We start from the raw sequence: 22,834 nt of genomic DNA on the forward strand, positions 1-22,834 counted from the left end.
GGAGAGAGACAATGCGAATCGGGCCGACACTCTTGACGGTCGTCATGCTCGTGTCCGGACAGGCTGCGAGTGCCGACACGATGAAGGTCACATTGCTCGGAACGGGAACGCCGACGCCGCGCGTGAACAGCTTCAGCGCGTCGACACTGATCGAGGCCGGTCCTGAAAAGCTGCTGTTCGACTTTGGCCGCGGCTCGACGATCAGGCTGTTTCAGAAACGGGTTGCGCTCGGGTCCATCACGGCACACTTCATCACCCATCTGCATTCCGATCATCTTGTCGGGCTGCCGGACATGTGGCTGAGCGGCTGGATCGGAACGCCTTGGGCGTCGCGCAAATCTCCCATGATCGTCTTCGGTCCCAAGGGGACGGTGGCGATGACCGAGAATCTGACCAAGGCGTTTGCCGAGGACATCCGGATTCGCGAGGACGACGAACATCTCCCTCCGGAGGGCGTCGCTTTCGCGGCCAAGGATATCGAGCCGGGACAGGTCTACGACAAGAACGGCGTCAAGGTGACGGCAATTGAGGTCAATCACGGCGAGAAGATCAAGCCATCCTTCGGCTACATGATCGAGTATGACGGCAAGAAGGTGGTGCTCTCCGGCGATACCAAATACGACGAGCGGATTGCCAATGCGGCGAAAGGCGCCGATCTCCTCGTTCACGAGGTTGCCGTAATCGAGCCGGAGCTGTCGAAGAGCTATCCGTCCTATCGCGAAATTGAAGCGCACCACTCCTCGCCCGAGGAGGCGGGCAAGATCTTCTCGATGGCCGGCCCCAAGCTTGCCGTCTACTCGCACATCGTCTTCGCGACGTTGAAGCCCGTGCAGGACATTCCCGAGGACATGCTGATCGCGCGGACGAGGACGACGTATCGCGGCCCGTTGGTGGTCGGTCACGACCTCGATTCGTTTACGATCGGAGACGACGTGCAGGGGGCGGATGCCAAGAATCAGCCGATCCAAGCGCTGCGGTCTGACTAGTAGGCTGGCGTCAACAAGCTGAGGGCAACTCCGGTGCGGCTGGTTCTTCCACAGCCGCCGGAGCGCGGGGCGGGCGTCGTGTGCCGATGTCAGCGCGCCCAGCGCTGGTCGAAGGCCTGACGTGCCTGCTCGACCTCGGGCATCTTGGCAATGGTCCAGGCATAGAGCGCGCGGAACGGCGGCTGGAGGGTGCGGCCGAGCGGCGTGATCTCGTATTGCACGGCGATCGGTGACCCCGCGATCACCTCGCGCGCGACCAGGCCATTGCGCTCGAGCCGGCGCAGGCATTGCGTCAGCGCCTTCTGCGTCACGCCTTCGAGCTGCTTCTTGATCGCGTTGAAGCGCAGTGGGCCGGCATCGAGCACCGCCAGCACCATCATCGACCATTTGTCGGCGATCTGGTCGATCAGCACCCGGCTCGGGCATTCCGACGAGAAGTGCTGCGGCCTGCAGCGGAGCGGGGCGGTCTCGGACGTCGACGCAACAGTCACGATGGGGGTTTCCTCGGGTATACCTGAGCGACTTCGGGTGCCTGATTGACTCCAGGTTTACGAAGTATACTGGAGCGGTTCCGAACGCAATGGAGCCTTCTGAATGTCCGATCTCGATACCAGCGTGCTGTTTCGTCCGTTTCGCCTGAAGTCGCTGGAGCTGAAGAACCGCATCGTCATGGCGCCGATGACGCGCAACGCCGCGCCGAACGGCATTCCCGGCGAGGCCAACGCCGCCTATTACCGCCGCCGCGCCGAAGGCGGCGTGGGGCTGATCCTGACCGAGGGCACGGTGATCAACCGTCCGGCCTCGCGCAACGAGCCCAACATTCCCTTCTTCCACGGCGAGGCCGCGCTGGCCGGCTGGCAGAAGGTGGCGAGCGCCGTGCATGCCGCGGGCGGCCGCATCGCGCCGCAGATCTGGCATACCGGCTCGACCAAGGGCATGAGCCGCTGGGAGCCGGACGCGCCGGTCGAGAGCCCGTCGGGCCTGGTCGCGCCGGGCAAGCCGCGCGGCAACACGATGACCGAGACCGACATTGCCGACACCGTCGCGGCGTTCGCGCAGGCTGCCGCTGACGCCAAGCGCACCGGCTTCGACACGGTCGAGGTCCACGGCGCGCATGGCTATCTGGTCGATGAGTTCTTCTGGTCCGGCACCAACAAGCGCGAGGACCGCTATGGCGGGCCGACCATCAAGGAGCGTTCGCGCTTCGCCGGCGAGATCGTCGCCGCGATCCGCAAGGCGGTCGGTCCGGACTTCCCGATCATCCTGCGCGTCAGCCAGTGGAAGCAGCAGGACTACGCGACGCGCCTCGCCGAGACGCCGGCGCTGATGGGCGACTGGCTGCAGCCGCTGGTCGATGCCGGCGTCGACATCCTGCACTGCTCGCAGCGCCGTTTCTGGGAGCCGGAATTCCCGGAGGTCGACGGCGAGAAGGGGCTCAACTTCGCCGGCTGGGCGAAGAAGATCACGGGCGCGGCGACCATCAGCGTCGGCTCGGTCGGCCTGTCCGACGAGTTCTTCTCGGCGTTCGCCGGCAAGCCGTCGACGACGGCGGACCTCGATGCGCTGCTGGAGCGCATGGCGAAGGACGAGTTCGACCTGATCGCCGTCGGCCGCGCGCTGATCAGCGATGCCGAGTGGGTCGCCAAGATCAAGGCCGGCGACAAGGCCGGGCTCAAGGGCTTCAACGCCGCGGATCTCGGCGCGCTGGTGTGAGCTGTTTCGCGGCTTGCGCACTGCGTCTATTCGCGTCCTCCTCCCGTAGCGTAGGTCGTCTGGGTTATTAGTTGAGCGCAAACAGGAGCCACGGATTCGGTGCACCTTCTCCCCTTGTGGGAGAGGGTGCCGGAGATGCGAAGCATCGGAGGCGGGTGAGGGGTCTCTCTCCGCACGGGAGCTCGCGGAGAGAGACCCCTCACCCGGCTCGCATTCGCTGCGCTCATGCGATCCACCCTCTCCCACAAGGGGAGAAGGTGCACCGTCTTCGCGGCGCGATATTTACCCCACACCCTATAAGCCGGTTTGTGCGTGGCGTTACTTACCCCCATTGTTAGTATGAGGATGCCCTGTCCTTTTGATCAATGCACCGTCAGCTCCAGATACAGCGGGCTGCGGAACGTGGACGACGGCATCCAGGGCAGTTGCTCCTGGGTGCGGCGATACTCGGGCACGACCTTGTGGAATTCGTCGAAGGCGATCTTGATCGCCATGCGCGCGATCGCCGATCCCAGACAGGCGTGGACGCCGCCGCCGAAGCCGAGGTGGCCGCGCGGCTTGCGGGTGATGTCGTAGACATCGGGATTGGGAAACTGCCGCTCGTCGCGGTTGGCGGAGCCGTAGGCGAGGCAGACGAAGTCGCCCTCGCGCATCGTCTGGCCATGCAGCGTGAGATCCTTCTGCAGGCAGCGGCGGAAGCGCTGCGCCGAGGTGTTGAAGCGCAGCGACTCCTCGACCGCATCCGCCAGCAGATCGGGATTGGCGACGACGGCGCTGCGCGCGTCGGGATGGTCGGCGAGATTGTACGCCAGCATGCTCATGAAGCCGCCGAGCGACTCGATGCCGGCCATGATCAGGGTGGTCGTCGTCAGCAGCACCTCGCGCTCGTCGAGCTTGTCGCCGTCGATCTCGGCCATGCTGAAATGCGAGATCAGATCGTTCTGCGGCCGCGCGCGGCGCTCGGCGATGACTGATGCCGCATAGTCCTGCATCCAGTTGTAGGCGGCGATGTGCTGCGGGCCCTTGGCGCGGCTGACCGGATCGCTCTGCACCATCAGCACGGCCTTGTCGCGCACCGTCTGCTCGTCGCCGAGCGGCAGGCCGAGCGCTGCGAACAGCACACGCACGGTGAACTTCGAGGAGAATGCCTCGATGAAGTCGAAGCGCTCCTGGCCGCGCAGCGCCTCGGCGCTGGCGCGGGCGATGTCGCGGATCGGACCCGACAGGCTCTCCAGGTTGCGCTTCATGAAGGCGTGCTGCACGAGACCGCGCAGCCGGTCGTGACGCGGCGGATCGGTGGTGCCGAGCGTCGCCCCGGCGCGGTTCGGCAGCTCGGTCATCAGGTTGCCCTTGGCCGAGGAATAGGTCTGCCAGTTGGTGCCGGCCGCCGCGACATCCGCATAGCGCGACAGGATCCAGACCTGCGCCTGCGGGCTCCAGAAGCAGGGATGCTCGTCGCGCAAGGTCTTGTAGAACGGGAACGGGTCGGCATCGACTGCCGGTGAATACGGGTCGAACGTGAACATCTGTCGGGCCTCCTCTCCATTGAGTGTGGTCGTTGTTGTTCTTTTCGCGATCCTAATCGCGCTCCGGCCGCGGCGTAAGACACGAACGCCGGTCAAGACTTGTACTTTTCCGACATTCCAGCTTAGCTGCCGCGCATGCCACGCTTTCGCACCAAGCCGTCGATTCCCGCCTTCGCACTGTACGGCGAAGCCCTCGCCGCGCAGCCGGACATGCTGCACATCGAGCCGATCCAGGTGCGCAGCAGACTGTATCGCTGGGAGATCGAGGCGCACACGCATCAGGGCCTGCACCAGATCCTCTGGGTCGCCGCCGGTCCTGCCGAGATCGCCTTGGACGAACGCCGCGAGCGCTGCACCGGCCCGGTCGCCGTCATCATCCCGCCCGGTGTGGTTCACGCCTTCCGCTTCTCGCGCGACACCGACGGCTTCGTGCTCACCTTCAATCCGCGCGCGGTGGTGGAAGGCGACGTGCCGGCCACCGGCGAGGCGCTGCGCGATTTGTTTGCAACGCCGCAAATCCTGCATCTCGAGCCGCAGGCGGTGGCCACCGGCCGGATCGCCGCGCTTTTCGTCGATCTTGCCGATGAGTTCGCTGCCGCCGATTCCGCAGCATCGCCGGTGCCGCATTGGCTCGGACGCTCGATCGTGTGGCGGCTGGCGCAACAGAGCGCGCGGCAATCGCAGGGCGCGCGGCGCGGCAGCGGGCACGCCGCGCTGTTCACGCGCTTCATCGTGCTGGTCGAGGCGCATCATCGCGATCACTGGTCGGTGGCGCGCTATGCCGACGAGCTCGGCATGACGCCGGAGCGGCTGAACCGGCTGACGCGGGCGGAGACCGGACAGTCTGCGCTCGACATCGTGCATGCGCGGCTCGCCCGCGAGGCCTGCCGCCGGCTCACCTATATTGCCGCGCCGGTATCGAAGCTGGCGTTCGAGCTCGGCTTCAGGGACCCGGCCTATTTCTGCCGCTTCTTCAAGCGCCATACGGGAGCGAGCCCGCGCGACTATCGCCTTGCGATGGGCGTTGGCGACGAGGTCGCCGGCCGCCGCGGCTGATCCGCCGGGAGCAGGGTACCGCCAAACTGTTCCAGCGTGATGTCGGAAAAGTGCAAGAGAATGCAGCGTCCATCCAAGTGACGCCGCGCATTCCTTGGTAGAATCCGCGACTGACAAGCAAACCCAAAAAGCCTGTTGTCGCGAATCCGGGAGAAGATGCCCATGAAAGTCCAAGTCTGCATCATCGGCGGCGGTCCGTCCGGCCTGATGCTGTCGCAGCTCCTGCATCTGCAGGGCATCGATACGATCATCCTGGAAAAGTCGAGCCGCGACTACGTGCTGTCGCGCATCCGCGCCGGCGTGCTCGAGCACGGCTTCGCCAAGCTGATGCGCGAGGCGCAGTGCGGCGAGCGGATGGACCGCGAGGGCGAAATCCACCACGGCTTCTACATCGCCCATGACGGCAAGCTCGACCGCGTCGACCTGCACAAATATTCCGGCGGCAACTCGGTGATGGTGTATGGCCAGACCGAGCTGACCCGCGATCTCTACGAGGCGCGGGACAAGCTCGGCGGCAAGGTCGTGCACAACGCGCAGGACGTCACCCCGCACGACATCGCCTCCGACAAGCCTTACGTCACCTATCGCAGCGGCGACGAGATCATCCGCGTCGACTGCGACTACATCATCGGCGCCGACGGTTTTCACGGCGTCAGTCGCAAGTCGATCCCGCAGGACAAGATCAAGGAATATGAGCGGGTCTATCCGTTCGGCTGGCTCGGCGTGCTCTCGCGCACCAAGCCGGTGTCGCCGGAATTGATCTACGCCAAGCATGAGCGCGGCTTCGCGCTGTGCTCGCTGCGCTCGCAGGTGCTGAGCCGCTATTACGTTCAGGTCCCGCTGACCGACAAGGTCGAGGATTGGAGCGACGACGCGTTCTGGGAGGAGCTGAAGCGCCGCCTGCCCGAGGAGATCGCAGCCAAGCTCATCACCGGCCCGTCGATCGAGAAGAGCATCGCGCCGCTGCGCAGCTTCGTCGCCGAGCCGATGCGCTACGGCCGGCTGTTCCTCGCCGGCGATGCCGCCCACATCGTGCCGCCGACCGGCGCGCGCGGGCTGAACTCGGCAGCGTCCGACATCTACTATCTCTATCATGCGCTGCTCGATCACTACAAAAAGGGTGACGACACCGGCATCGACGGCTACTCGCAGCGGGCGCTGGCGCGCATCTGGAAGGCGCAGCGCTTCTCCTGGTGGATGACGACCCTGCTGCACCGCTTCCCCGATCGGCTGCCCTATGAGGACAAGCTGCAGGACACCGAGTTCGAATATCTGTTCTCATCCGAGGCCGCGCAGCGGTCCTTGGCGGAGAACTATGTCGGGCTGCCGTTCTAGCTGACCTCGCAGCGTTGTGGCTTGCCGGCGAACGTTGATGAGGGCACAGCGCCTCAGCAAACTCTCCTGTCATCCCGGCCTCGAGCCGGGATCCATACTTCCAGGGAGCGGTTTGAGGCAGGCTGGTCGTTGGCTTTTGTGCTCATCACGACGGCCGCGGCGTATGGGTCCCGGATCGGCGCCGCGCCGCGCGTTGCGCGTCGCGGCTTGTCCGGGACGACGACTTGGGGTGGGGCGGATTCACGGTTCAAACAGCAAAGTAATAAAGACACGACATCGCGTTCTCGCGGCACCTGATGCCCGAGGCCTGCCATCAGTTCGCCCCTCGCAGATATGAGAGGGCGCAGGGAATGCCGGGTGACGGCCTCACCCATGGCCCGCCTGCGAGAAAAATGCAGGCGGCAGGTACCACAGGTGCAGCCGAGCATCCGGCATTCCCTGCGCGGTGTCTTCACGCTTATACGCAGTCGCCCTGGTGCGCCGGGCTTGTTGGCCACCATGCCGCGACAATGCTTGCGCATTGCGCAGGCGACACCAGCATCGGGGTGTCAGGCCGCTGCGACTTCGCGTCCGCAAGCGATCGTTCGTCCGCGCCTTCGTTGCCGAAAACGCTGCGATCTCCCGCGGCCACCGCATCCCCGCCTCGCGTGTCGTGACGATCGCGCGCAACGCCCCTCTCGTTGAGGCGGGATGGCGGGAGATAAGCATATCTTCCGATAAAGCGAAAGCAAAATCTTCTGGAAAGCGGAAATTTCTGATGGCCGCCTGATGTCCTGAATTGGCCGGAGCAGCGGGTGAGCCGTGCGCGGAGCAGGGCGGGTTTGACAAAACCCGGCGCGCCGCTTCTATTGATCGTCCAAGTTGACAGGAGGCTGCCATGCATCTTCGTCACCTGATCGTCGTGTCCGCGGTCGTACTCGTCTCGGCGCTTGCCGCGCCCGCGACGGCGCACGACTTCTACGCCACCGACATCGATCGTCCCGGTGGCGATTACCGCAGCTTCGACACGTTCGACGACGCCCAGGCCTGCCGGCAGACCTGCACCCGCGAGATGCCGCGGTGTCGCGCCTGGACCTACGTCAAGGCGCCGGCGTTCTGGCACGGGCTGCAGCGGCCGCCGGCGCGCTGTTGGCTCAAGCGCGTGGTGCCGCGGGCGCGGGCCAATCCTTGCTGCATTTCCGGAATTTCCGGGGGCCAGCGGATCGATTAGGGGCGCCTCGCAGCCGTTCCATCCATGCTGAGCCAGGCGGCCGGGGGAGCGCCGCACCTCAGAAATGAGTTGCGCACCTCAAAAATCGCGCTAAGTTCCTCAACCCGAAGGGGAGGAGCATGAACGCACCGCTGACATTGCGGGACATTGCGCGGCAGGCGGGCGTCAGCCTCGCCACGGTCGATCGCGTCCTGCACAACCGGCCGGGCGTCCGCCCGGACACGGTGCGGCGGGTCAGGGACGCCATGGCGCGCAGCGCGTTTCAGCCGCATGCGGCGGCCTCCGAACTCGCGCGTGCCCGTTCCAGGCGCTTCGCGTTCGTGATGCCCGCGGGCGCCAACCTGTTCATGCAGCAGATCGAGGCGCATCTCGGCGAGTTGGCGAACTGGATGGCGGCGCGCCGCCTGACCGTCGATGTCGTCACCACGGATGTGTTTGATTCATCGGTGCTGGCCGCCAAGCTCGAAGATCTCGTCGGCCGCGTCGACGGCGTGGCCGTGGTCGCGCTCGACCATCCGAACGTGCGTGCCGCCATCAACGATCTCGTCGAATCCGGCGCCAAGGTGGTGACCCTGGTGTCGGACGTGCCGTCGTCGCGGCGGCATCATTATGTCGGTGTCGACAACATCGCGGCCGGGCGGACCGCCGCTGGGCTGGTCGGGCGCTTCATCGGCGGCCGGTCCGGGCGCGTGGCGATCGTCGCCGGCTCGCAGGGGCTGCGCGACCATGCCGAGCGGATCTTCGGCTTCACGCAGGTGATGACGTCCGAGTACCGGCAACTCCAAGTTTTGCCCGTGGCTGAGGGCCATGATGTGGACGACCGCTCGGAACACCTCATGCGCAAGCTGCTGGCCGAGTCCAGCGATATCGTCGGTCTCTACAACGTCGGAGCCGGCACCGCGGGCGTGGCCAAGGCGCTGACCGAGTCCGGTCGCGCCGACGACGTCGTGTTCGTCGGCCACGACGTCACGGCGGTGACGCGCAAGCTGCTGCTGAATGGCGTGATGGACGCCGTCATCTCGCAGAATCCGGGACACGAGGCCCGCTCGGCGGTGCGCGTGCTGCTGGCGCTGGCGCGCGGCGAGCCGCTCCTGAGCGAGCAGGAAGCAATCCGCATCGACATCGTGATGCGGGACAATCTGCCGTGAGCCGGACGGCCGCGGCGCACGCGGCCGGACTGATCACGGAATGCGGACGAGGACGGCCCCGGTTCGAGGCGACGCAAGATCGCCGCATTCCAGGGGGCGCGTGGGAGGAGTGAACAGTGTTTCTCGGACTGGATGTCGGCACATCCGGCGTGAAGGCCGTGCTGGAGGACGAGGCGGGCGTGCTGGTCGCGACCGCGTCGCGTCCGCTGGCGCTGTCGCATCCGCAGCCGCTGTGGTCCGAGCAGGATCCCGATCACTGGGTCGAGGCGGTCATCGGCGCGGTCGACGATCTCGCTTGCACCCATCCGCGCGAGACGGCCGCGGTGCGCGGCATCGGCCTGTCCGGCCAGATGCATGGGGCGACCTTGCTCGGCCGCGACGGCCGGCCGCTGCGCCCCGCCATCCTCTGGAACGACGGCCGCTCGCAGGCCGAGTGCGCCGAGCTCGAACGGCGCTGCCCCGAGCTGCATGCGATCGCCGGCAATCTCGCGATGCCCGGCTTCACCGCGCCGAAGCTCGTCTGGGTCGCGAAGCACGAGCCTGAGATCTTTGCTCAGGTGGCCAAGGTGCTGCTGCCGAAGGCTTATGTGCGCTACCGCCTGTCCGGCGAGATGGCCGAGGACATGTCGGATGCGGCCGGCACCCTGTGGCTCGATGTCGGGGCGCGGCGCTGGTCGGAGAGGCTGCTGGCGGCGACCGGGCTTGGTCTCAATCACATGCCGCGGCTGGTCGAGGGCAACGAGCCGAGCGCCGTGCTGTCGCGCGAGCTGGCGCAGCGCTGGGGCATGGGCGCCGATGTCGTGATCGCGGGCGGCGCCGGCGACAATGCGGCGAGCGCGATCGGGCTCGGCGCGATCACGCCAGGGGACGCCTTCCTGTCGCTGGGCACATCGGGCGTGCTGTTCCGCGTCACCGATCGGTTCGCGCCGGCACCGGAAGCGGCCGTGCATGCGTTCTGCCATGCGCTCGGCGGACTCTGGCATCAGATGGGCGTGATGCTGTCGGCCGCCGCGTCGCTGTCGTGGCTGGCGCGCATTCTCGGTGCGCCGGAATCTGCGCTGCTGGCGCCGCTCGGTGCGAGCGTCGATCGTCCGAGTCCGGTGCAGTTCCTGCCCTACCTCGATGGCGAGCGCACGCCGCACAATGATGCGCACGCCGCCGGCGCCCTGGTCGGCCTGCGTAGCGCTGCGTCACGCGACGATCTCGTACAGGCGGTGCTGGAGGGCGTCGCCTACGCCTCCCGCGACATGCTCGCCGCGCTCGGCCGCAGCGATCGTGAGATCACCGCGCTCGATCTCGTCGGCGGCGGCTCGCGCTCGCTGCTGTGGGCGCAGATCATGGCCGACGTGCTCGGCGTCACCGTGCATCGCGTCGAGGAAGGCGAGGTCGGCGCCGCCATCGGCGCTTCCAGGCTCGGCCGTCTCGCCGCGACCGGCGCGGCGCCGGCCGATGTCTGCCGCAAGCCGCAGCGGCTGCAGAGCTTCGAACCCCGCGCCACGCAGCGCGCCGCCTACGACGACGCCTATGCGCGTTGGCGCAAGCTCTATCCTGCTCTCAAGGAGTGCATCTCGTGAACGTCCAGGCTCCCTTCTTCCAGACCGGCGCGACCGTCACCTATGGCGGTCCGGAGTCACGCAGCCCGCTGTCGTTCCGCTGGTACGACAAGGATCGTGTCATCCGGGGCAAGCGCATGGAGGACCATCTGCGCTTCGCCGTCTGCTACTGGCATTCGCTCTGCTGGCCGGGCAGCGATCCGTTCGGCGGCGAGACGTTCCTGCGGCCGTGGCAGCACGGCGACGATGCACTCGCCATGGCGCGCGCCAAGGCCGATGTCGCGTTCGAATTGTTCCGCCTGCTCGACGTGCCGTTCTTCACCTTCCACGACGTCGACGCGGCGCCGGAGGGCGCGACGCTGAAGGAATCGGTCGCCAACCTCAACGCCATCGGCGACCTGTTCGCGCAGAAGATGGAGCAGGCCAAGGTGCGGCTCTTGTGGGGCACAGCCAATCTGTTCTCGCATCGCCGCTACATGGCGGGCGCCGCGACCAATCCCGATCCCGACGTGTTCACCTACGCGGCGGGCCAGGTGCGCGCCGCGCTCGAGGTGACGCATCGGCTGGGCGGCGCCAACTACGTGCTGTGGGGCGGCCGCGAGGGCTATGAGACCCTGCTCAACACCGACATGAAGCGCGAGCTCGATCAGCTCGGGCGCTTCGTCTCGATGGTCGTCGAGCACAAGCACAAGATCGGCTTCAAGGGCCCACTCTTGATCGAGCCGAAGCCGAAGGAGCCGACCAAGCATCAATATGATTTCGACGTCGCGACCTGCTACGGCTTCCTGAAGCGCTACGACCTGCTCGACGACGTGAAGCTCAACATCGAGCAGAACCACGCGATTCTGGCCGGCCATTCGTTCCAGCACGAGATCGCGCTGGCGCAGGCGCTCGGCGTGTTCGGCTCGCTCGACATCAACCGTGGCGACGATCTGCTGGGCTGGGACACCGACCAGTTCGCGATGAACGTGCCGGAGCTGGCGCTGGTGTTTCATGACATGCTCAAGGCCGGCGGCTTCACCACGGGCGGCCTGAACTTCGATGCCAAGATCCGCCGGCAGTCGATCGATCCGGACGATCTCCTGCACGCCCATGTCGGCTCGATGGACGCCTGCGCGCGGGCGCTGATCGCCGCGGACGAGATGCTCACCGACAGCGCGCTGACCGCGCCGCTCGCTCAACGCTATGCCGGCTGGGACGGCGAGGAGGGGCAAGCGATCCTCGCCGGCCGCCGCTCGCTCGCCGAGCTCGCCGACCGCGCCGTCAGTACCGGCCTCGATCCGCAGCCGCGCTCCGGCCGGCAGGAATATCTCGAAAGCGTGGTGAACCGTTATGTCTGACCACAGCCTGGATACGTCGACGAGCCAGACCGGAACAACTGCCATGGTGGCAGCCGCGCCGGTGCTCGAACTGAAGGGCCTCGGCAAGCAGTTCGGCGCGATCCGCGCGCTGCACGGCGTCGATCTCACCATTCGTCCCGGCGAGGTCGTCGGTTTGATGGGCGACAACGGCGCCGGCAAGTCGACGCTGGTGCGCATCATCGCCGGCAACTTTCCGCCGAGCCAGGGCACGATTCATTTCGGCGGTCGCGAGGTGCATTTCCATCGCCCGATGGACTCGCGCAGCGTCGGCATCGAGGTCGTCTATCAGGATCTCGCGCTCGCCAACAATCTCACCGCCGCCGCCAACGTGTTTCTCGGCCGCGAGCTGAAGCGCAATTTCGGACCTCTCGTGCTGCTCGACCACAAGGGCATGGAGGCGCGTGCGCTGGAATTGTTTCGCGAGCTGCGCTCGGAGACGCGGCCGCACGATCTCGTCAAGGACATGTCCGGCGGCCAGCGCCAGGCGGTGGCGATCGCACGCACGCGGCTGTCCAACGCCAAGCTGGTGATGATGGACGAGCCGACCGCAGCGATCTCGGTGCGCCAGGTCGAGCAGGTGCTGAGCCTGATTCATCGGCTCAAGGAGCAGGGCATCGCCGTGATCCTGATCTCGCACCGCATGCCCGACATCTTCGCGGTGTGCGATCGCGTCGTGGTGATGCGGCGCGGCGAGAAGAAAGCCGACAAGCCGGTCGCCGACACCAGCCCCGAGGAAGTCACCGCGCTGATCACCGGCGCCAAGGAGGCGGCGTGATGTCCGTTCCATCCGAAACCAGCACCGCCAAAACCGATGTGACCTTCACCAATGTCGGCTCGGCGCGCTGGTGGCACCGCGGCGTGTTCGCCTCGCAGACCGCCTATGTCACCTTGGCGCTGATCGCGCTCATCGTCATCATGAGCTTCGCGAGCCCGTACTTCCTGACCCAGGGCAATCTGCAGAACGTCGCGAAGAACTTCTCGTTCATCGCGATCGCCACGCTCGGCATCACCTTCGTGATCATCACCGGCGGCATCGATCTCTCGGTGGGATCGCTGATGTGCTTCGCGGCGATGATCACTTCGATGGTGATGACGTCACTGTCGACGCCTGGGATGCCGCTATCGTCGCTGTTCGTGCATCTGGCCGCCGACGGCAAGACGGTGGTCGCCAACGTGCCGGGGCTGATCCTGATCGTCTCGGTGCTCGCCGGGCTCGCGGTCTCGCTGGTGGTGGGTCTCATCAACGGCGCCTGCGTGGCGCTGCTCGGGCTGTCGCCGTTCGTGACCACGCTCGGCATGCTCTCGATCGTGCGTGGGCTCGGCTACGTCGTCTCCAACGGCAAGGGCAGCTTCCCCGGCGGTCCCGATGCCGACTACTTCTATGCGCTGACGCAAGGCGACGTGTACGGCGTGCCGGCCCCGTTCATCTATCTGATCCTGCTGGCGCTGGTGATGGCGCTGGTGCTGCATCACACGACGTTCGGCCGCCACGTCTTCGCGATCGGCGGCAACGAGAAGGCGGCGGAGCTGACCGGCGTCTCGGTGCCGCGCGTCAAGATCGAGGTCTATGTGGTCGGCGCGCTCGCCGCGGGCCTGCAGGGCATCATCATCTCCGGCTGGCTGGGCTCCGCGCCCGCCAACATGGCGACGTCCTACGAGCTCAACGTGATCGCGGCGGCCGTGATCGGCGGCGCCAATTTGGCCGGCGGCATCGGCGGCCCGCTCGGCGCCATCGTCGGCTGCGTGCTGCTCGAAGTGATCCGCAATGGCCTCGTGCTGGCGCAGGTCAACTCCTACTGGCAGCAGACCTTGGTCGGCGTGATCATCATCGCCGCGGTGCTGGTCGATCGAATCCGCGCGCGACTGTTGTGACGAGATACTGGCCGGGATGTGACTGATCAGGTCTATCCGCGCCCGGCACAGACAATCATCACGGATAGACATGGAGGAGGGAAGCCATGAAGAAGTTGCTGTATGCGGTCGCATCGCTCGCGATCCTGATGGGGCCGGCCCAGGCCGAGACCAAATATCGCTTCGCCATCGTGCCGAAGGCGATGAACAACCCGTTCTTCGACGTCGCGCGCGACGGCTGCCTGAAGCGCGCCAAGGAGCTCGGCAATGTCGAGTGCATCTACAAGGGCCCGGTCGAGCACGAGCCCGCCACCCAGGCGCAGATCATCCAGGACTTCATCACCCAGAAGGTCGACGGCCTCGCCATCTCGGTGGCCGACGTCGCGGCGATGACCAAGTCGATCGACGCGGCGACCGCCGCCGGCATCCCCGTCATCACCTTCGACGCCGACGCGCCGGGCTCCAAGCGCCTCGCTTATATCGGCACCAACAACAAGGACTTTGGCCTCGCGCTCGGCAAGCAGCTGCGCGAGCTCCGGCCTGACGGCGGCAAATATGCGGTGGTCTCCGGCGGTCCGGGCGCCAAGAATCTCGCCGAGCGCGTCGACGGCGTGCGTGAGGCGCTGAAGGGCTCGAAGTGGACGGAAGTCGCGGGCTCGCCGACCTTCTGCAACGACGATCCGGCGCTCGCCGTGCAGCAGATGGCCGACCTCCGCACCGCGACCCCCGACCTCGGCGCCATCGTGCCGATCGGCGGCTGGCCGATGTTCGCGCCCGAGGGCTACAAGGCCTTCGTCAACAAGAACAAGAAGGACATCGACGCCGGCAAGCTGACGCTCGTCGTCGCCGACACCTTGAAGATGCAGCTCGAGCTGCTGCGCGACGGCTATTCCAACGCGCTGACCGGCCAGCGGCCGTTCGAGATGGGCGAGAAGTCGATGGACACGCTGCTCGCGATCAAGAAGGGCGAGAAGGTGCCGGACGTGATCTACACCGGCCTCGATCTCGTGACCAAGGACAACGTCGCGAAGCTTCTGAACTGATCGCAGTTCCTCCCGGGGAAAACCTGGCGGTCCGGCAACCGGCTTCGGCCGGCGGCCGGGCCGCCCTTTTTGTTGGGCGGGAGTGCTGGGGCGGCTGCGGGGCGCGACCTTCCCGCGAGGTGTCACGTCGCCGCGGTGTGACGTCGCCGTTTGTTCAACTCCGCTGTCATGCCCGCGAAGGCGGGCATCCAGTACGCCGCCGCCTCTCGATTTATGATGATCGCCGCAGCGTACTGGATCATCCGCCTGCGATGATGATGACGGCGGAGGTTGGGCCGGCTGCTCCCACCCAATTGACAAAGGCATGATATCTGACCTAAGTCAGATATCATGCTCGCCCCCATTGCCCGCGTCCGCCGCTTCAACCGCGCCGTCACCTCGGAGGTCGGCGCGCTCGACACCTCGTTTCTCGGCCGCGGCCGGCCGCTCGGCGCGGCGCGCGTGCTCAACGCGATCGGCCACGGCCGCAGCGACGTCGCCGATCTCCGCGACTATCTCGCGCTCGACTCCGGCCTGATGAGCCGGTTCCTGCGCAGCCTCGAGGAGGAGGGGCTGGTCACGACGAAACCGCACCCTGACGACGCACGCCGCCGCATCGCCAAGCTCACCGCCGCCGGCCGCCGCGAGTTCGAGGCCTATGAGACGCTCTCCAACGCGCAGGCCCAGGCCATGCTGGCGCGGTCGAGCCAGCGCGAGGCGCTGCTGGCCGCGATGGACATGGTGGGGGCCGCGCTCGGCCGCGATCGCACCGCCATCGAGGAGGTCGATCCGCGTGGTGAACCGGCCCGCTATTGTCTGAACGAATATTATGCCGAGCTGTCACGCCGCTTCGCGCGCGGCTACGACGTGGCGCTGTCGCGCGATCCCGACGCATTGGACATGATGGCCCCACGCGGCGCGTTCTTCGTCGCGCTGTCCGATGGCCTGCCGCTCGGCTGCGTCGGGCTGAAGGGCAGCGGCCGCGATGTCGCCGAGATCAAACGGCTCTGGGTCGCCCCCGCCGCGCGCGGCCTCGGCCTCGGCCGCCGCCTGATGGATGCGGCCGAGAACGCCGCGCGAAGGCTGTCGATCACGAGGCTGCGGCTCGACACCAACAGCGCGTTGGCCGAGGCCCAGCAGCTCTATCGCAAGACCGGCTGGACCGAGATCGAGCGCTTCAACGACGATCCGTATCCGGACCTGTTTTTCGAGAAGCAGCTTTAATCCCAGAGCCGCTGCTTGCCACCTCGAGTTCTCGCCCGAGTGATAGGATCGCATTCGCGGACTCGGTCGGATTCAGGGTGGGATGCAGATGAGTTCCGCGCAGCCTCACCACAGGCCAAGCACGCCTTCGCGCCTCTGCGCTGGCGTGGTCGTATATGGGGGACGTCTGAACATAACCAGCCGGGACATGATGCCACGGCGCCAGATGGATGACGTCATCGAACCAACCGATCGTCATCCGTGGTAGCCCAATCTCGAATTCCGCAAGGGCGACAGGATCGAGGGCAAGATGATCCAGTCCAATGATTGCGGCACGATCGGGATGCCGTGAGAACCAGCGGGACCAGACCGGCAGTGTTCCGTCGGATGCAGCGATGCTTCGGATGAAATCGTGAAGGGCAGGCCGAACAGGTCCGGCGCGCCCCTCTGGCGGCGGGATGTCGCCGTCGAAAATGATGATCGCCCGTGCCGGCAACCTCGTTGCGAGGTCGGCGACGAGCGCGCTCGCCGAGCTGTGCCCGACCAGGATCAGCTCTTCAGACGGCGTGATCTGATCGAGAAGATGTCGAGTCCAGTCGCTCCAGGCGGGTGGAACAGCGCATTGGGCGAGGATATCGGGCACCTGTACTACGCATCCAGCTGCGCGTAGTCGGTCGGCCGTCGGCTTCCAGCTGGATGCCCTGACCATTGGACCCGCGACGAGAACAAATTCGACTGGCATACTTTCGTCCCCGGAGCGCGATCGGATGCGAGTCAGATCGGAAATAGGCGGTTGAATTCACGCAGTCCGTTTGCGCTGAAGAGTACGGCACGGCTGTCCTTGTCGCGCCGCGCCCACTTCAGTGCGAATATCCGCGATAGGCAGGCACAGCCAAGCCGGCCGGCGAGATGGTCGCGCCGTTCGCTCCAGTCGAGACAACTGACGCAGGTCACGCTGTCCTTGGTCTGATGTTCACCAAGGTCGATGCCGAACCGCTCCGCGAAGCGTCGCCCCGCGTTCGTCAGTCTGACGTGGCCGCCGCCGCATTCCAACAGCCGGCTCTGCACCATGCTTTCGAACATCTGCACGCCGCGTGCGCCGGCGAGGTGATCATAGCACACGCGCGCCTCGCGCAGTGCCGGGTCGCGGGGCCCGGTGCGGACCCGCCGATGCCCGGTGCGGGCAGCGAGCAACATCAGTGTCTCTAGTGTGTGGACGACGTCCTCACCGGAAAGACGGACATAACGATGACGTCCTTGCTTGATCGAGAGGAGGAGGCCCGCTGCTTCGAGCTTGCTGATGTGCGTACTGGCGGTGGGAAGCCCGACATTAGCTGAACGCGCGAGCTCGCTGATCGTGAGGGCGCGCCCGTCCATCAGAGCGGAAAGAATGTTGGCGCGGGCTGGGTCGCCGATGAGCGCGGCGATGGCAGCGATATGAGGGCCGTCCTTCATGGTTTGACCGATAGCGAAGCATCGTCCTTGTTTCAACGCCTATAAGGCCGCCGGCCAGAGCAAGAGATGGACAGATGACCAGGCATGACCAGTGGACTGCGCCCCTCGAATACGCATTCAGGCACGCGGTGAAGTACCTTTGTGAAGCGGACCTCCGTCCGGTCGGTGCCTTTGCCACGCTGGATGCGCTGCGGCAGCGGTTGGGGGGACCGCTGCCCGACGAGGGGCTTCCTTCCGAGCAGGTGCTCGACGAGTTGGTCCGCGACGTCGAGGGCGGCATTCTCGGTAGCACGAGTGCGCGCTTCTTCGGCTGGGTCATTGGAGGAACGCTGCCAGCGGCTCTTGCGGCGGATTGGCTGGTCTCGGCCTGGGACCAGAACGCGGCGATCCACGCGTGCGGCCCCGCCGAGGCGGTCATCGAGGAAATTGCCGGCGAGTGGCTGAAGCGCCTGTTCGGCCTGCCCGCGACCGCCAGCTTCGCCTTCGTTTCCGGCACGCAAATGGCGCATGTGACCTGTCTCGGCGCCGCACGCCATCGTCTGCTGGTGCGGGCAGGGTGGGATGTCGAGGAGAAGGGACTGTTCGGCGCTCCGGCGATCCGCGTCGTCACCAGTAGCGAGCGTCACGGTTCTATCGAACGGGCGTTGCGGATTCTCGGGCTCGGAAAGAACTCGGTGCGATCGCTGCCATGCAGCCATGCGGGTCAGCTCGATCCGTCGGCACTCCACCAGGCCCTCAGTGAAGCGGCACAGCCGACCATCGTGATCCTGCAGGCGGGTGATCTCAACATCGGGGCTTGTGACCCTTTTGCCGAACTGGTCCCCATCGCTCATGAGCATGGTGCATGGGTGCACGTGGACGGAGCGTTCGGCTTGTGGGCGGCAGCGAGTCCGCGTTATCGGCATTTGCTACGCGGCGTCGAGCTGGCGGATTCCTGGACCAACGATGGGCACAAATGGCTCAATACGCCGTTCGATTGCGGCTACGCCTTCGTTGCTGATCCGCAGGCTCACCGCGGCGCGTTTTCTCATCGCACCAGCTATACGATGTATGTCGATGGTGCGCGCGACCAGATCGACTGGAATCCGGAATGGTCGCGACGCGGTCGCGCCGTGCCGACGTATGCCGCACTCCGCCAACTCGGCCGCGACGGCGTCGCCGATCTCGTAAACCGCAGCTGCGCGCACGCGCATGCGCTGGTCACTCGGATCGGAAGCCTCCCTGGTGCCGTTGTCGCGTTCGAGCCCACGATCAACCAGGGCCTTGTTCGGTTTCTGGACCCGCGCCCCGATGCGACGGAGGCTGATCACGATCGGCGAACGGACCTCGTGATTGCCCAAATCTGTGCCACGGGAGAGGCCTTCTTCGGCGGCACGACATGGCGAGGGCGACGCTGCATGCGGGTGTCCGTCTGCAACTGGCAAACCGATACGGCTGCCGTCGATCGCGCGGTTGCCGCAGCCCGGCACGTGCTCGACGATCTCTTGGCGCGCGAGACAAGGCTGGACGACGGTTGATTCGGTGCGATCTGAGCGCGTCGCCCATCAGATGAAGAGCTCAAACCCGTTTCGCACCGCTTCGGCGGACATCTCCGCCCCGCAACGGACCTCGGCTGCCTTCTCGGCGTTAAGCGAGGGGCAACCGGAGTGGTGCTTGGATGCTACAGCGCGGGCTTCGCGAGTTGAGACGGCGAGAGATAAGATGGCCTTGAGTCCAATTTCCTGCCCCGGGCGGACGCAATTGTGGCGAGTTGGAAGCGTTGTAACTCCAGGGCGGTCCTTCGCCTCACTTAACCCGAAGACATGATTGAGCGTATAGAATTCGAAGTGCGCCGCGCGAAGCGGCGCGGCGGAACAGCATGGAATCGGGACAGGGCATGGCGATACGATCCACGGCGGCTCGGAACCTTGCAGCGATGCGTCGCCGAGGACCGGCCTCAATGACTCTCGCGGCGCTGGTCGCCTTGACTTTTTCGGGGGAGGCTTACGCCCGGCAGGCCCGCCCCGCGCCCGTGACCGAAGCCACGGCGCCGCGGGCGCATGGTGATCCGATCATGGCGATCGTGTCGATCAAGGCGCAGAAGGTCACGTTCTACGACGCGGAGGGCTGGATCTGGCGGGCGCCGGTGTCCACCGGGGTCGCCGGCCGCGAGACGCCGGCCGGCGTGTTCGCCGTGCTGGAGAAGGACAAGGACCACCGCTCGACACTGTATGACGATGCCTGGATGCCGAACATGCAGCGCATCACCTGGAACGGCGTCGCGCTGCATGGCGGGCCGCTGCCCGGCTATGCCGCGTCGCATGGCTGCGTCCGCATGCCCTACGGCTTCGCCGAGAAACTGTTCGACAGGACCTATATCGGCATGCGGGTGATCATTGCGCCGGGCGACGTCGCGCCGGTCGACTTCTCGCATCCGGCCTTGTTCGCACCGACTGCCGAGGCGCTCACGGGAGCCCCCTCGCGAGCGGCCGCGCTCGGCCGCGAGGCCGAGGACGCCGCCAGGATCGCCGACGAGGCCAAGGCGGCTGCCGCCGCGGCCGAGCGCGATGCGAAGTCGCTGAAGGCGTCCTTGCGCAAGCTGGAGCAGGCCAAGGCGCGCAGTGAGGCCGAGTTGAAATTCGCCGACAAGAAATTGGCCGCCGCCAAGACCGATCAGGCCAAGGCGCAAGCCGAGGACGCGCAGCAGAAGGCCGCGACCAAGGCCGCTGACGCGGCGGCGCAGTTCGAGGCCGCCAAATCGGACTCCGTTGCCAAGCTCGCTGTGGCCGCGACGACGAAGGACGCGGCCAAGGCGGCCGCTGCGAAGAAGACCGAAACCGGCAAGGCGGCCGAGGAGGCCAAGCTCGCGACCGAGCCGGTGTCGGTCTACATCAGCCGCTCGACGCAGATGCTCTATGTCAGGCGCAACACGCACAAGCCGGCGCGCGACGGCGGCGGCGAGGTCTTCGATACCTCGCTGGAGTCGCCGGTCACGATCCGCGATCCCGACCGGCCGATCGGGACCCATATCTTCACGGCGGTGGCGCAGAATGGCGCGGGGTTGCGCTGGACGGCGGTGACGATCGACGACGGCGACGACGCCAAGGACGCGCTCGATCGCATCACCATTCCGAAGGACGTGCTGGCCCGGATCGCGCCCACCGCGGTGGCGCGCTCCTCGATCATCGTCTCGGACGAGCCGCTGTCGAGCGAGACCAACTACCGCACCGAATTCGTCGCCGTCTTGAGCAACCAGCCGCAAGGCGGCTTCGTCACGCGCCGGCCCACCACCAACGTTGATGTCATTGCCAGCGGCGATGAATATGATGATGGGTTCGGCAATTTCTTCCAGCGCAGCTGGGACGGCCAGCCCGTGGCGCCGCAGCGCCGGCGCGGGGGGCCTCCGACCTATTACCGGCCGGTGCAGCCGAGCTGGTGGTAGCGACGGGGGCGATCGTTGGACCGCGCGACAGGCGCGCGGTCAGGTCGTTCGATCAGGACGGCGCTCAGTTCCGGCCCGCCGGCACCACGCCCGGCCATTGCATCATGAACGGCTGAACCTGTTGCGGCTGGGTCTCGGCCGTGCGCGCAACGCGCCGGACGCGATGCTTGTGCATGCGGCTGATCGAGCTCGTCGCCTCGCGAGCCGTCTCGATGCGCGCGACCTGCTGACGGATTTCGCTCGTGCTGGTCCGGAGCTGCTCGATGCCCATCTCGCTGGTCGCTGCGGCTGCGCGCAATCCGCTCAGCTCGGTCGAGGTGTCCTCCTGCGCGGCGCGCAGGCGGATGGCCTGCCGCTTCAGCAGCGCGAGATCCTGCTCGATCTTGTCGGCCGTGTCGCGGCGCCGCGCCTCGGTCTCGTCGGCTGCGGTGCGCAGCGTCGCGAGGCCGGTCTCGGTGCTGGTGAGGCTGGCGCGCAGCTGGATCAGCTCGCCGGAGGCATCGTTCTGGCGGTCGCGCAGCCGGGCGGTTTCCGCCTTGAGCTGGGTGAGCTCGGACGTCAACGCGGCGACGCGGGTCTCCAGCGAAGGCGATCCGTTGCCTCCCAACGAGAAGCTGTTGGCCCCGCCGCCGCTCCACCAGATCACGCCGGCGCTGGCTGCGAGCGCCAGGCTCATGATGATACGTAGAGAGGCCGTGCCGCTCTTCGGCGGGACGTCCGGCGTCTTGGGGGATTTGTGCATCGACAGGTCTCCGGGATTCGGTTGAGACCATTATGACCATATTAAGGTTGCCAATGTTCTAAGCGCGCCGTGCTCCCTCGCGATTTGAAGCACGTAGATTTGCGGGGGGCGCGCATATGGCGTCGTTGCGCAACTACAAAGACACGCACATCGCAGGTGCCGTGGGCGCAGGTCGCACCCGAAAGTTGTGCCGCGTCATGTGGCCGAGAATGAGCGGGTCCCACTGCACGATCATGACGCGGACGGACCACGGAAGCTCTCACACGGCGAGGGTCCGGAAAATACCTCGCGCGCCGTCCCGATCATGCGTTACATCTCGACCATGTCCGACACTCCGACCACCACGGCAACGCCTGCTTTCGATGAACTCGCCGAAGCGATCCGGCATCGCCGATCGGTCTATGGCCATATCAGCGGGCTGCGCATGGACCGCTTCGCCCCAGGCGAGGCCTGGTCGACCTTGCCCTATCGCGAGGTGTTCGTCGGCGACAGCGACACCGGCGTGATCCATGGCGGCGTCGTCACCGCGATGCTCGACGAGAGCTGCGGCATGGCGGTGCAGCTCGCGCTCGACGGCAGCCGGGCGATCGCCACGCTCGACCTGCGCATCGACTATCAGAAACCGGCGGCGCCGGGTGTCGACATCCAGGCGCATGCGGTGTGCTACCGCGTCACCCGCTCGATCGCCTTCGTGCGTGCCACAGCCTTTCAGGAGGAGGAGAGCGATCCGGTTGCGACCGCGACGGCCTGCTTCATGATCGGCGCCAACCGCACCAACATGCTGACCGATCGCCCGGCCTTCACCGGGGCACCGCCGCCGCTCGAAGCCCCCGACGATGCCACGGGGCTGTTTGCCACCAGTCCGTTTGCGCGCTGTCTCGGCATTCGGCTCGGCGAGAACGACACCCTGGTGATGCCGTTCTCGCGCCAGATCATCGGCAATCCCGTACTTCCCGCCATTCATGGCGGCATGACCGGTGCGTTTCTGGAGACGGCCGCGATCGTCACCGTCATGCGCGAACTCGGCGTGTCCCCGCCGAAGCCGATCGGCCTCACCATCAACTACCTGCGTTCGGGCCGTGCGCTCGACAGCATCGCCTCCGCCTCGATCGTCAAGCAGGGCCGACGCGTCGTCGCGTTCGAGGCCCGGGCCTGGCAGGACGATGCCGCCAAGCCGATCGCCACCGCCTTCGGTCATTTCATGCTGCGGAAGGCGCCCGGGCAGGAGCAGGACTGAGCCGGGCCAGCGGCG

At 66.3% G+C, this 22,834-nt stretch carries 20 protein-coding genes; 15 read left to right on the forward strand and 5 right to left on the reverse strand.

Translation table 11 applies throughout. The features are described 5' to 3' along the window. Positions 1 to 11 precede the first annotated feature (11 nt). Positions 12 to 986: an MBL fold metallo-hydrolase gene (locus tag QX108_RS20170; protein ID WP_315782827.1), complete on the forward strand. Its 975-nt coding sequence runs from the start codon at positions 12 to 14 to the stop codon at positions 984 to 986. 89 nt (positions 987 to 1,075) lie between these two features. Here the strand turns inward: QX108_RS20170 and QX108_RS20175 are convergent, their stop codons facing one another. After that, positions 1,076 to 1,399: a helix-turn-helix domain-containing protein gene (locus tag QX108_RS20175; RefSeq protein WP_315726032.1), complete on the reverse strand. Its 324-nt coding sequence runs from the start codon at positions 1,397 to 1,399 to the stop codon at positions 1,076 to 1,078. Positions 1,400 to 1,580: 181 nt separating this feature from the next. Here QX108_RS20175 and QX108_RS20180 point away from each other — a divergent pair, with 181 nt between their 5' ends. Further along, positions 1,581 to 2,699, forward strand: coding sequence for an NADH:flavin oxidoreductase (locus QX108_RS20180; RefSeq protein ID WP_315782825.1), 1,119 nt, complete (start codon positions 1,581 to 1,583; stop codon positions 2,697 to 2,699). 362 nt (positions 2,700 to 3,061) lie between these two features. Here the strand turns inward: QX108_RS20180 and QX108_RS20185 are convergent, their stop codons facing one another. Beyond that, the gene (locus QX108_RS20185) at positions 3,062 to 4,225 is read right to left on the reverse strand and encodes a cytochrome P450 (RefSeq protein WP_315782823.1); all 1,164 of its coding nucleotides are present in this window, start codon (positions 4,223 to 4,225) and stop codon (positions 3,062 to 3,064) included. Positions 4,226 to 4,360: 135 nt separating this feature from the next. Here QX108_RS20185 and QX108_RS20190 point away from each other — a divergent pair, with 135 nt between their 5' ends. The 10 genes from QX108_RS20190 (at position 4,361) to QX108_RS20235 (ending at position 15,985) form a co-directional block, all read left to right on the forward strand. Beyond that, the gene (locus tag QX108_RS20190) at positions 4,361 to 5,281 is read left to right on the forward strand and encodes a helix-turn-helix domain-containing protein (RefSeq protein ID WP_315782821.1); all 921 of its coding nucleotides are present in this window, start codon (positions 4,361 to 4,363) and stop codon (positions 5,279 to 5,281) included. A 162-nt stretch (positions 5,282 to 5,443) separates the two neighbouring features. Next, complete coding sequence (gene pobA, locus QX108_RS20195) at positions 5,444 to 6,616, forward strand: 4-hydroxybenzoate 3-monooxygenase (RefSeq protein ID WP_315782819.1); 1,173 nt, start codon at positions 5,444 to 5,446, stop codon at positions 6,614 to 6,616. An 877-nt stretch (positions 6,617 to 7,493) separates the two neighbouring features. Continuing rightward, on the forward strand, positions 7,494 to 7,826 hold the full coding sequence (locus QX108_RS20200) for a PAN domain-containing protein (protein WP_315719023.1): 333 nt from the start codon (positions 7,494 to 7,496) through the stop codon (positions 7,824 to 7,826). 119 nt (positions 7,827 to 7,945) lie between these two features. Next, on the forward strand, positions 7,946 to 8,974 hold the full coding sequence (locus QX108_RS20205) for a LacI family DNA-binding transcriptional regulator (RefSeq protein ID WP_315719024.1): 1,029 nt from the start codon (positions 7,946 to 7,948) through the stop codon (positions 8,972 to 8,974). Positions 8,975 to 9,090: 116 nt separating this feature from the next. After that, positions 9,091 to 10,548 (forward strand): xylulokinase, encoded by a 1,458-nt coding sequence (gene xylB, locus QX108_RS20210; protein WP_315782816.1) that lies wholly within the window; start codon positions 9,091 to 9,093, stop codon positions 10,546 to 10,548. Continuing rightward, positions 10,545 to 11,867, forward strand: coding sequence for a xylose isomerase (xylA, locus tag QX108_RS20215; protein WP_315719026.1), 1,323 nt, complete (start codon positions 10,545 to 10,547; stop codon positions 11,865 to 11,867). The genes xylB and xylA overlap by 4 nt, the downstream gene beginning before the upstream one ends. Positions 11,868 to 11,910: 43 nt before the next feature. Then, positions 11,911 to 12,663 (forward strand): ATP-binding cassette domain-containing protein, encoded by a 753-nt coding sequence (locus QX108_RS20220; RefSeq protein WP_315782949.1) that lies wholly within the window; start codon positions 11,911 to 11,913, stop codon positions 12,661 to 12,663. Further along, complete coding sequence (locus tag QX108_RS20225; RefSeq protein ID WP_315782814.1) at positions 12,663 to 13,760, forward strand: ABC transporter permease; 1,098 nt, start codon at positions 12,663 to 12,665, stop codon at positions 13,758 to 13,760. The genes QX108_RS20220 and QX108_RS20225 overlap by 1 nt, the downstream gene beginning before the upstream one ends. Before the next feature lie 86 nt (positions 13,761 to 13,846). Then, entirely contained in the window at positions 13,847 to 14,782 is a 936-nt protein-coding gene (locus tag QX108_RS20230; RefSeq protein ID WP_315719028.1) for a sugar-binding protein, read from the forward strand. Between the two features lie 330 nt (positions 14,783 to 15,112). Continuing rightward, complete coding sequence (locus QX108_RS20235) at positions 15,113 to 15,985, forward strand: helix-turn-helix domain-containing GNAT family N-acetyltransferase (RefSeq protein WP_315782812.1); 873 nt, start codon at positions 15,113 to 15,115, stop codon at positions 15,983 to 15,985. Here QX108_RS20235 and QX108_RS20240 read toward each other — a convergent pair. Both QX108_RS20240 and QX108_RS20245 read right to left on the reverse strand, forming a co-directional pair. After that, positions 15,939 to 16,607 carry an alpha/beta hydrolase gene (locus QX108_RS20240; protein WP_409998533.1) on the reverse strand — a complete coding sequence of 223 codons (669 nt, stop codon included), beginning with the start codon at positions 16,605 to 16,607 and terminating at the stop codon, positions 15,939 to 15,941. The genes QX108_RS20235 and QX108_RS20240 overlap by 47 nt on opposite strands. A 131-nt stretch (positions 16,608 to 16,738) precedes the next feature. After that, positions 16,739 to 17,419, reverse strand: coding sequence for a winged helix-turn-helix domain-containing protein (locus QX108_RS20245; RefSeq protein WP_315782808.1), 681 nt, complete (start codon positions 17,417 to 17,419; stop codon positions 16,739 to 16,741). Between the two features lie 74 nt (positions 17,420 to 17,493). Here QX108_RS20245 and QX108_RS20250 point away from each other — a divergent pair, with 74 nt between their 5' ends. Beyond that, complete coding sequence (locus QX108_RS20250) at positions 17,494 to 18,936, forward strand: pyridoxal phosphate-dependent decarboxylase family protein (protein ID WP_315782806.1); 1,443 nt, start codon at positions 17,494 to 17,496, stop codon at positions 18,934 to 18,936. Positions 18,937 to 19,295: 359 nt separating this feature from the next. After that, the gene (locus tag QX108_RS20255) at positions 19,296 to 20,840 is read left to right on the forward strand and encodes a L,D-transpeptidase (protein WP_315782804.1); all 1,545 of its coding nucleotides are present in this window, start codon (positions 19,296 to 19,298) and stop codon (positions 20,838 to 20,840) included. A gap of 64 nt (positions 20,841 to 20,904) precedes the next feature. On the opposite strand, the gene QX108_RS20260 is transcribed toward QX108_RS20255, so the two are convergent. Next, positions 20,905 to 21,582, reverse strand: coding sequence for a hypothetical protein (locus QX108_RS20260; protein ID WP_315782802.1), 678 nt, complete (start codon positions 21,580 to 21,582; stop codon positions 20,905 to 20,907). Between the two features lie 322 nt (positions 21,583 to 21,904). Here QX108_RS20260 and QX108_RS20265 point away from each other — a divergent pair, with 322 nt between their 5' ends. Beyond that, positions 21,905 to 22,819, forward strand: coding sequence for a PaaI family thioesterase (locus tag QX108_RS20265; protein ID WP_315782800.1), 915 nt, complete (start codon positions 21,905 to 21,907; stop codon positions 22,817 to 22,819). The last annotated feature ends 15 nt before the right edge of the window (positions 22,820 to 22,834 follow it).

Origin of the sequence: Bradyrhizobium sp. SZCCHNR1002, assembly GCF_032381435.1 — a bacterium.
In the GTDB taxonomy this organism is placed as follows: Bacteria; Pseudomonadota; Alphaproteobacteria; order Rhizobiales; family Xanthobacteraceae; genus Bradyrhizobium; species Bradyrhizobium aeschynomenes.

Coding starts and splice junctions, on each gene's coding strand:
- QX108_RS20230 (WP_315719028.1), top strand. CDS start 13,847: ATGAAGAAGTTGCTGTATGCGGTCGCATCGCTCGCGATCCTGATGGGG.
- QX108_RS20265 (WP_315782800.1), top strand. CDS start 21,905: ATGTCCGACACTCCGACCACCACGGCAACGCCTGCTTTCGATGAACTC.
- QX108_RS20255 (WP_315782804.1), top strand. CDS start 19,296: ATGGCGATACGATCCACGGCGGCTCGGAACCTTGCAGCGATGCGTCGC.
- QX108_RS20190 (WP_315782821.1), top strand. CDS start 4,361: ATGCCACGCTTTCGCACCAAGCCGTCGATTCCCGCCTTCGCACTGTAC.
- QX108_RS20235 (WP_315782812.1), top strand. CDS start 15,113: ATGCTCGCCCCCATTGCCCGCGTCCGCCGCTTCAACCGCGCCGTCACC.
- QX108_RS20200 (WP_315719023.1), top strand. CDS start 7,494: ATGCATCTTCGTCACCTGATCGTCGTGTCCGCGGTCGTACTCGTCTCG.
- QX108_RS20225 (WP_315782814.1), top strand. CDS start 12,663: ATGTCCGTTCCATCCGAAACCAGCACCGCCAAAACCGATGTGACCTTC.
- QX108_RS20205 (WP_315719024.1), top strand. CDS start 7,946: ATGAACGCACCGCTGACATTGCGGGACATTGCGCGGCAGGCGGGCGTC.
- QX108_RS20245 (WP_315782808.1), bottom strand. CDS start 17,419: ATGAAGGACGGCCCTCATATCGCTGCCATCGCCGCGCTCATCGGCGAC.
- QX108_RS20180 (WP_315782825.1), top strand. CDS start 1,581: ATGTCCGATCTCGATACCAGCGTGCTGTTTCGTCCGTTTCGCCTGAAG.
- QX108_RS20185 (WP_315782823.1), bottom strand. CDS start 4,225: ATGTTCACGTTCGACCCGTATTCACCGGCAGTCGATGCCGACCCGTTC.
- QX108_RS20250 (WP_315782806.1), top strand. CDS start 17,494: ATGACCAGGCATGACCAGTGGACTGCGCCCCTCGAATACGCATTCAGG.
- QX108_RS20260 (WP_315782802.1), bottom strand. CDS start 21,582: ATGCACAAATCCCCCAAGACGCCGGACGTCCCGCCGAAGAGCGGCACG.
- QX108_RS20170 (WP_315782827.1), top strand. CDS start 12: ATGCGAATCGGGCCGACACTCTTGACGGTCGTCATGCTCGTGTCCGGA.
- pobA (WP_315782819.1), top strand. CDS start 5,444: ATGAAAGTCCAAGTCTGCATCATCGGCGGCGGTCCGTCCGGCCTGATG.
- QX108_RS20220 (WP_315782949.1), top strand. CDS start 11,911: ATGGTGGCAGCCGCGCCGGTGCTCGAACTGAAGGGCCTCGGCAAGCAG.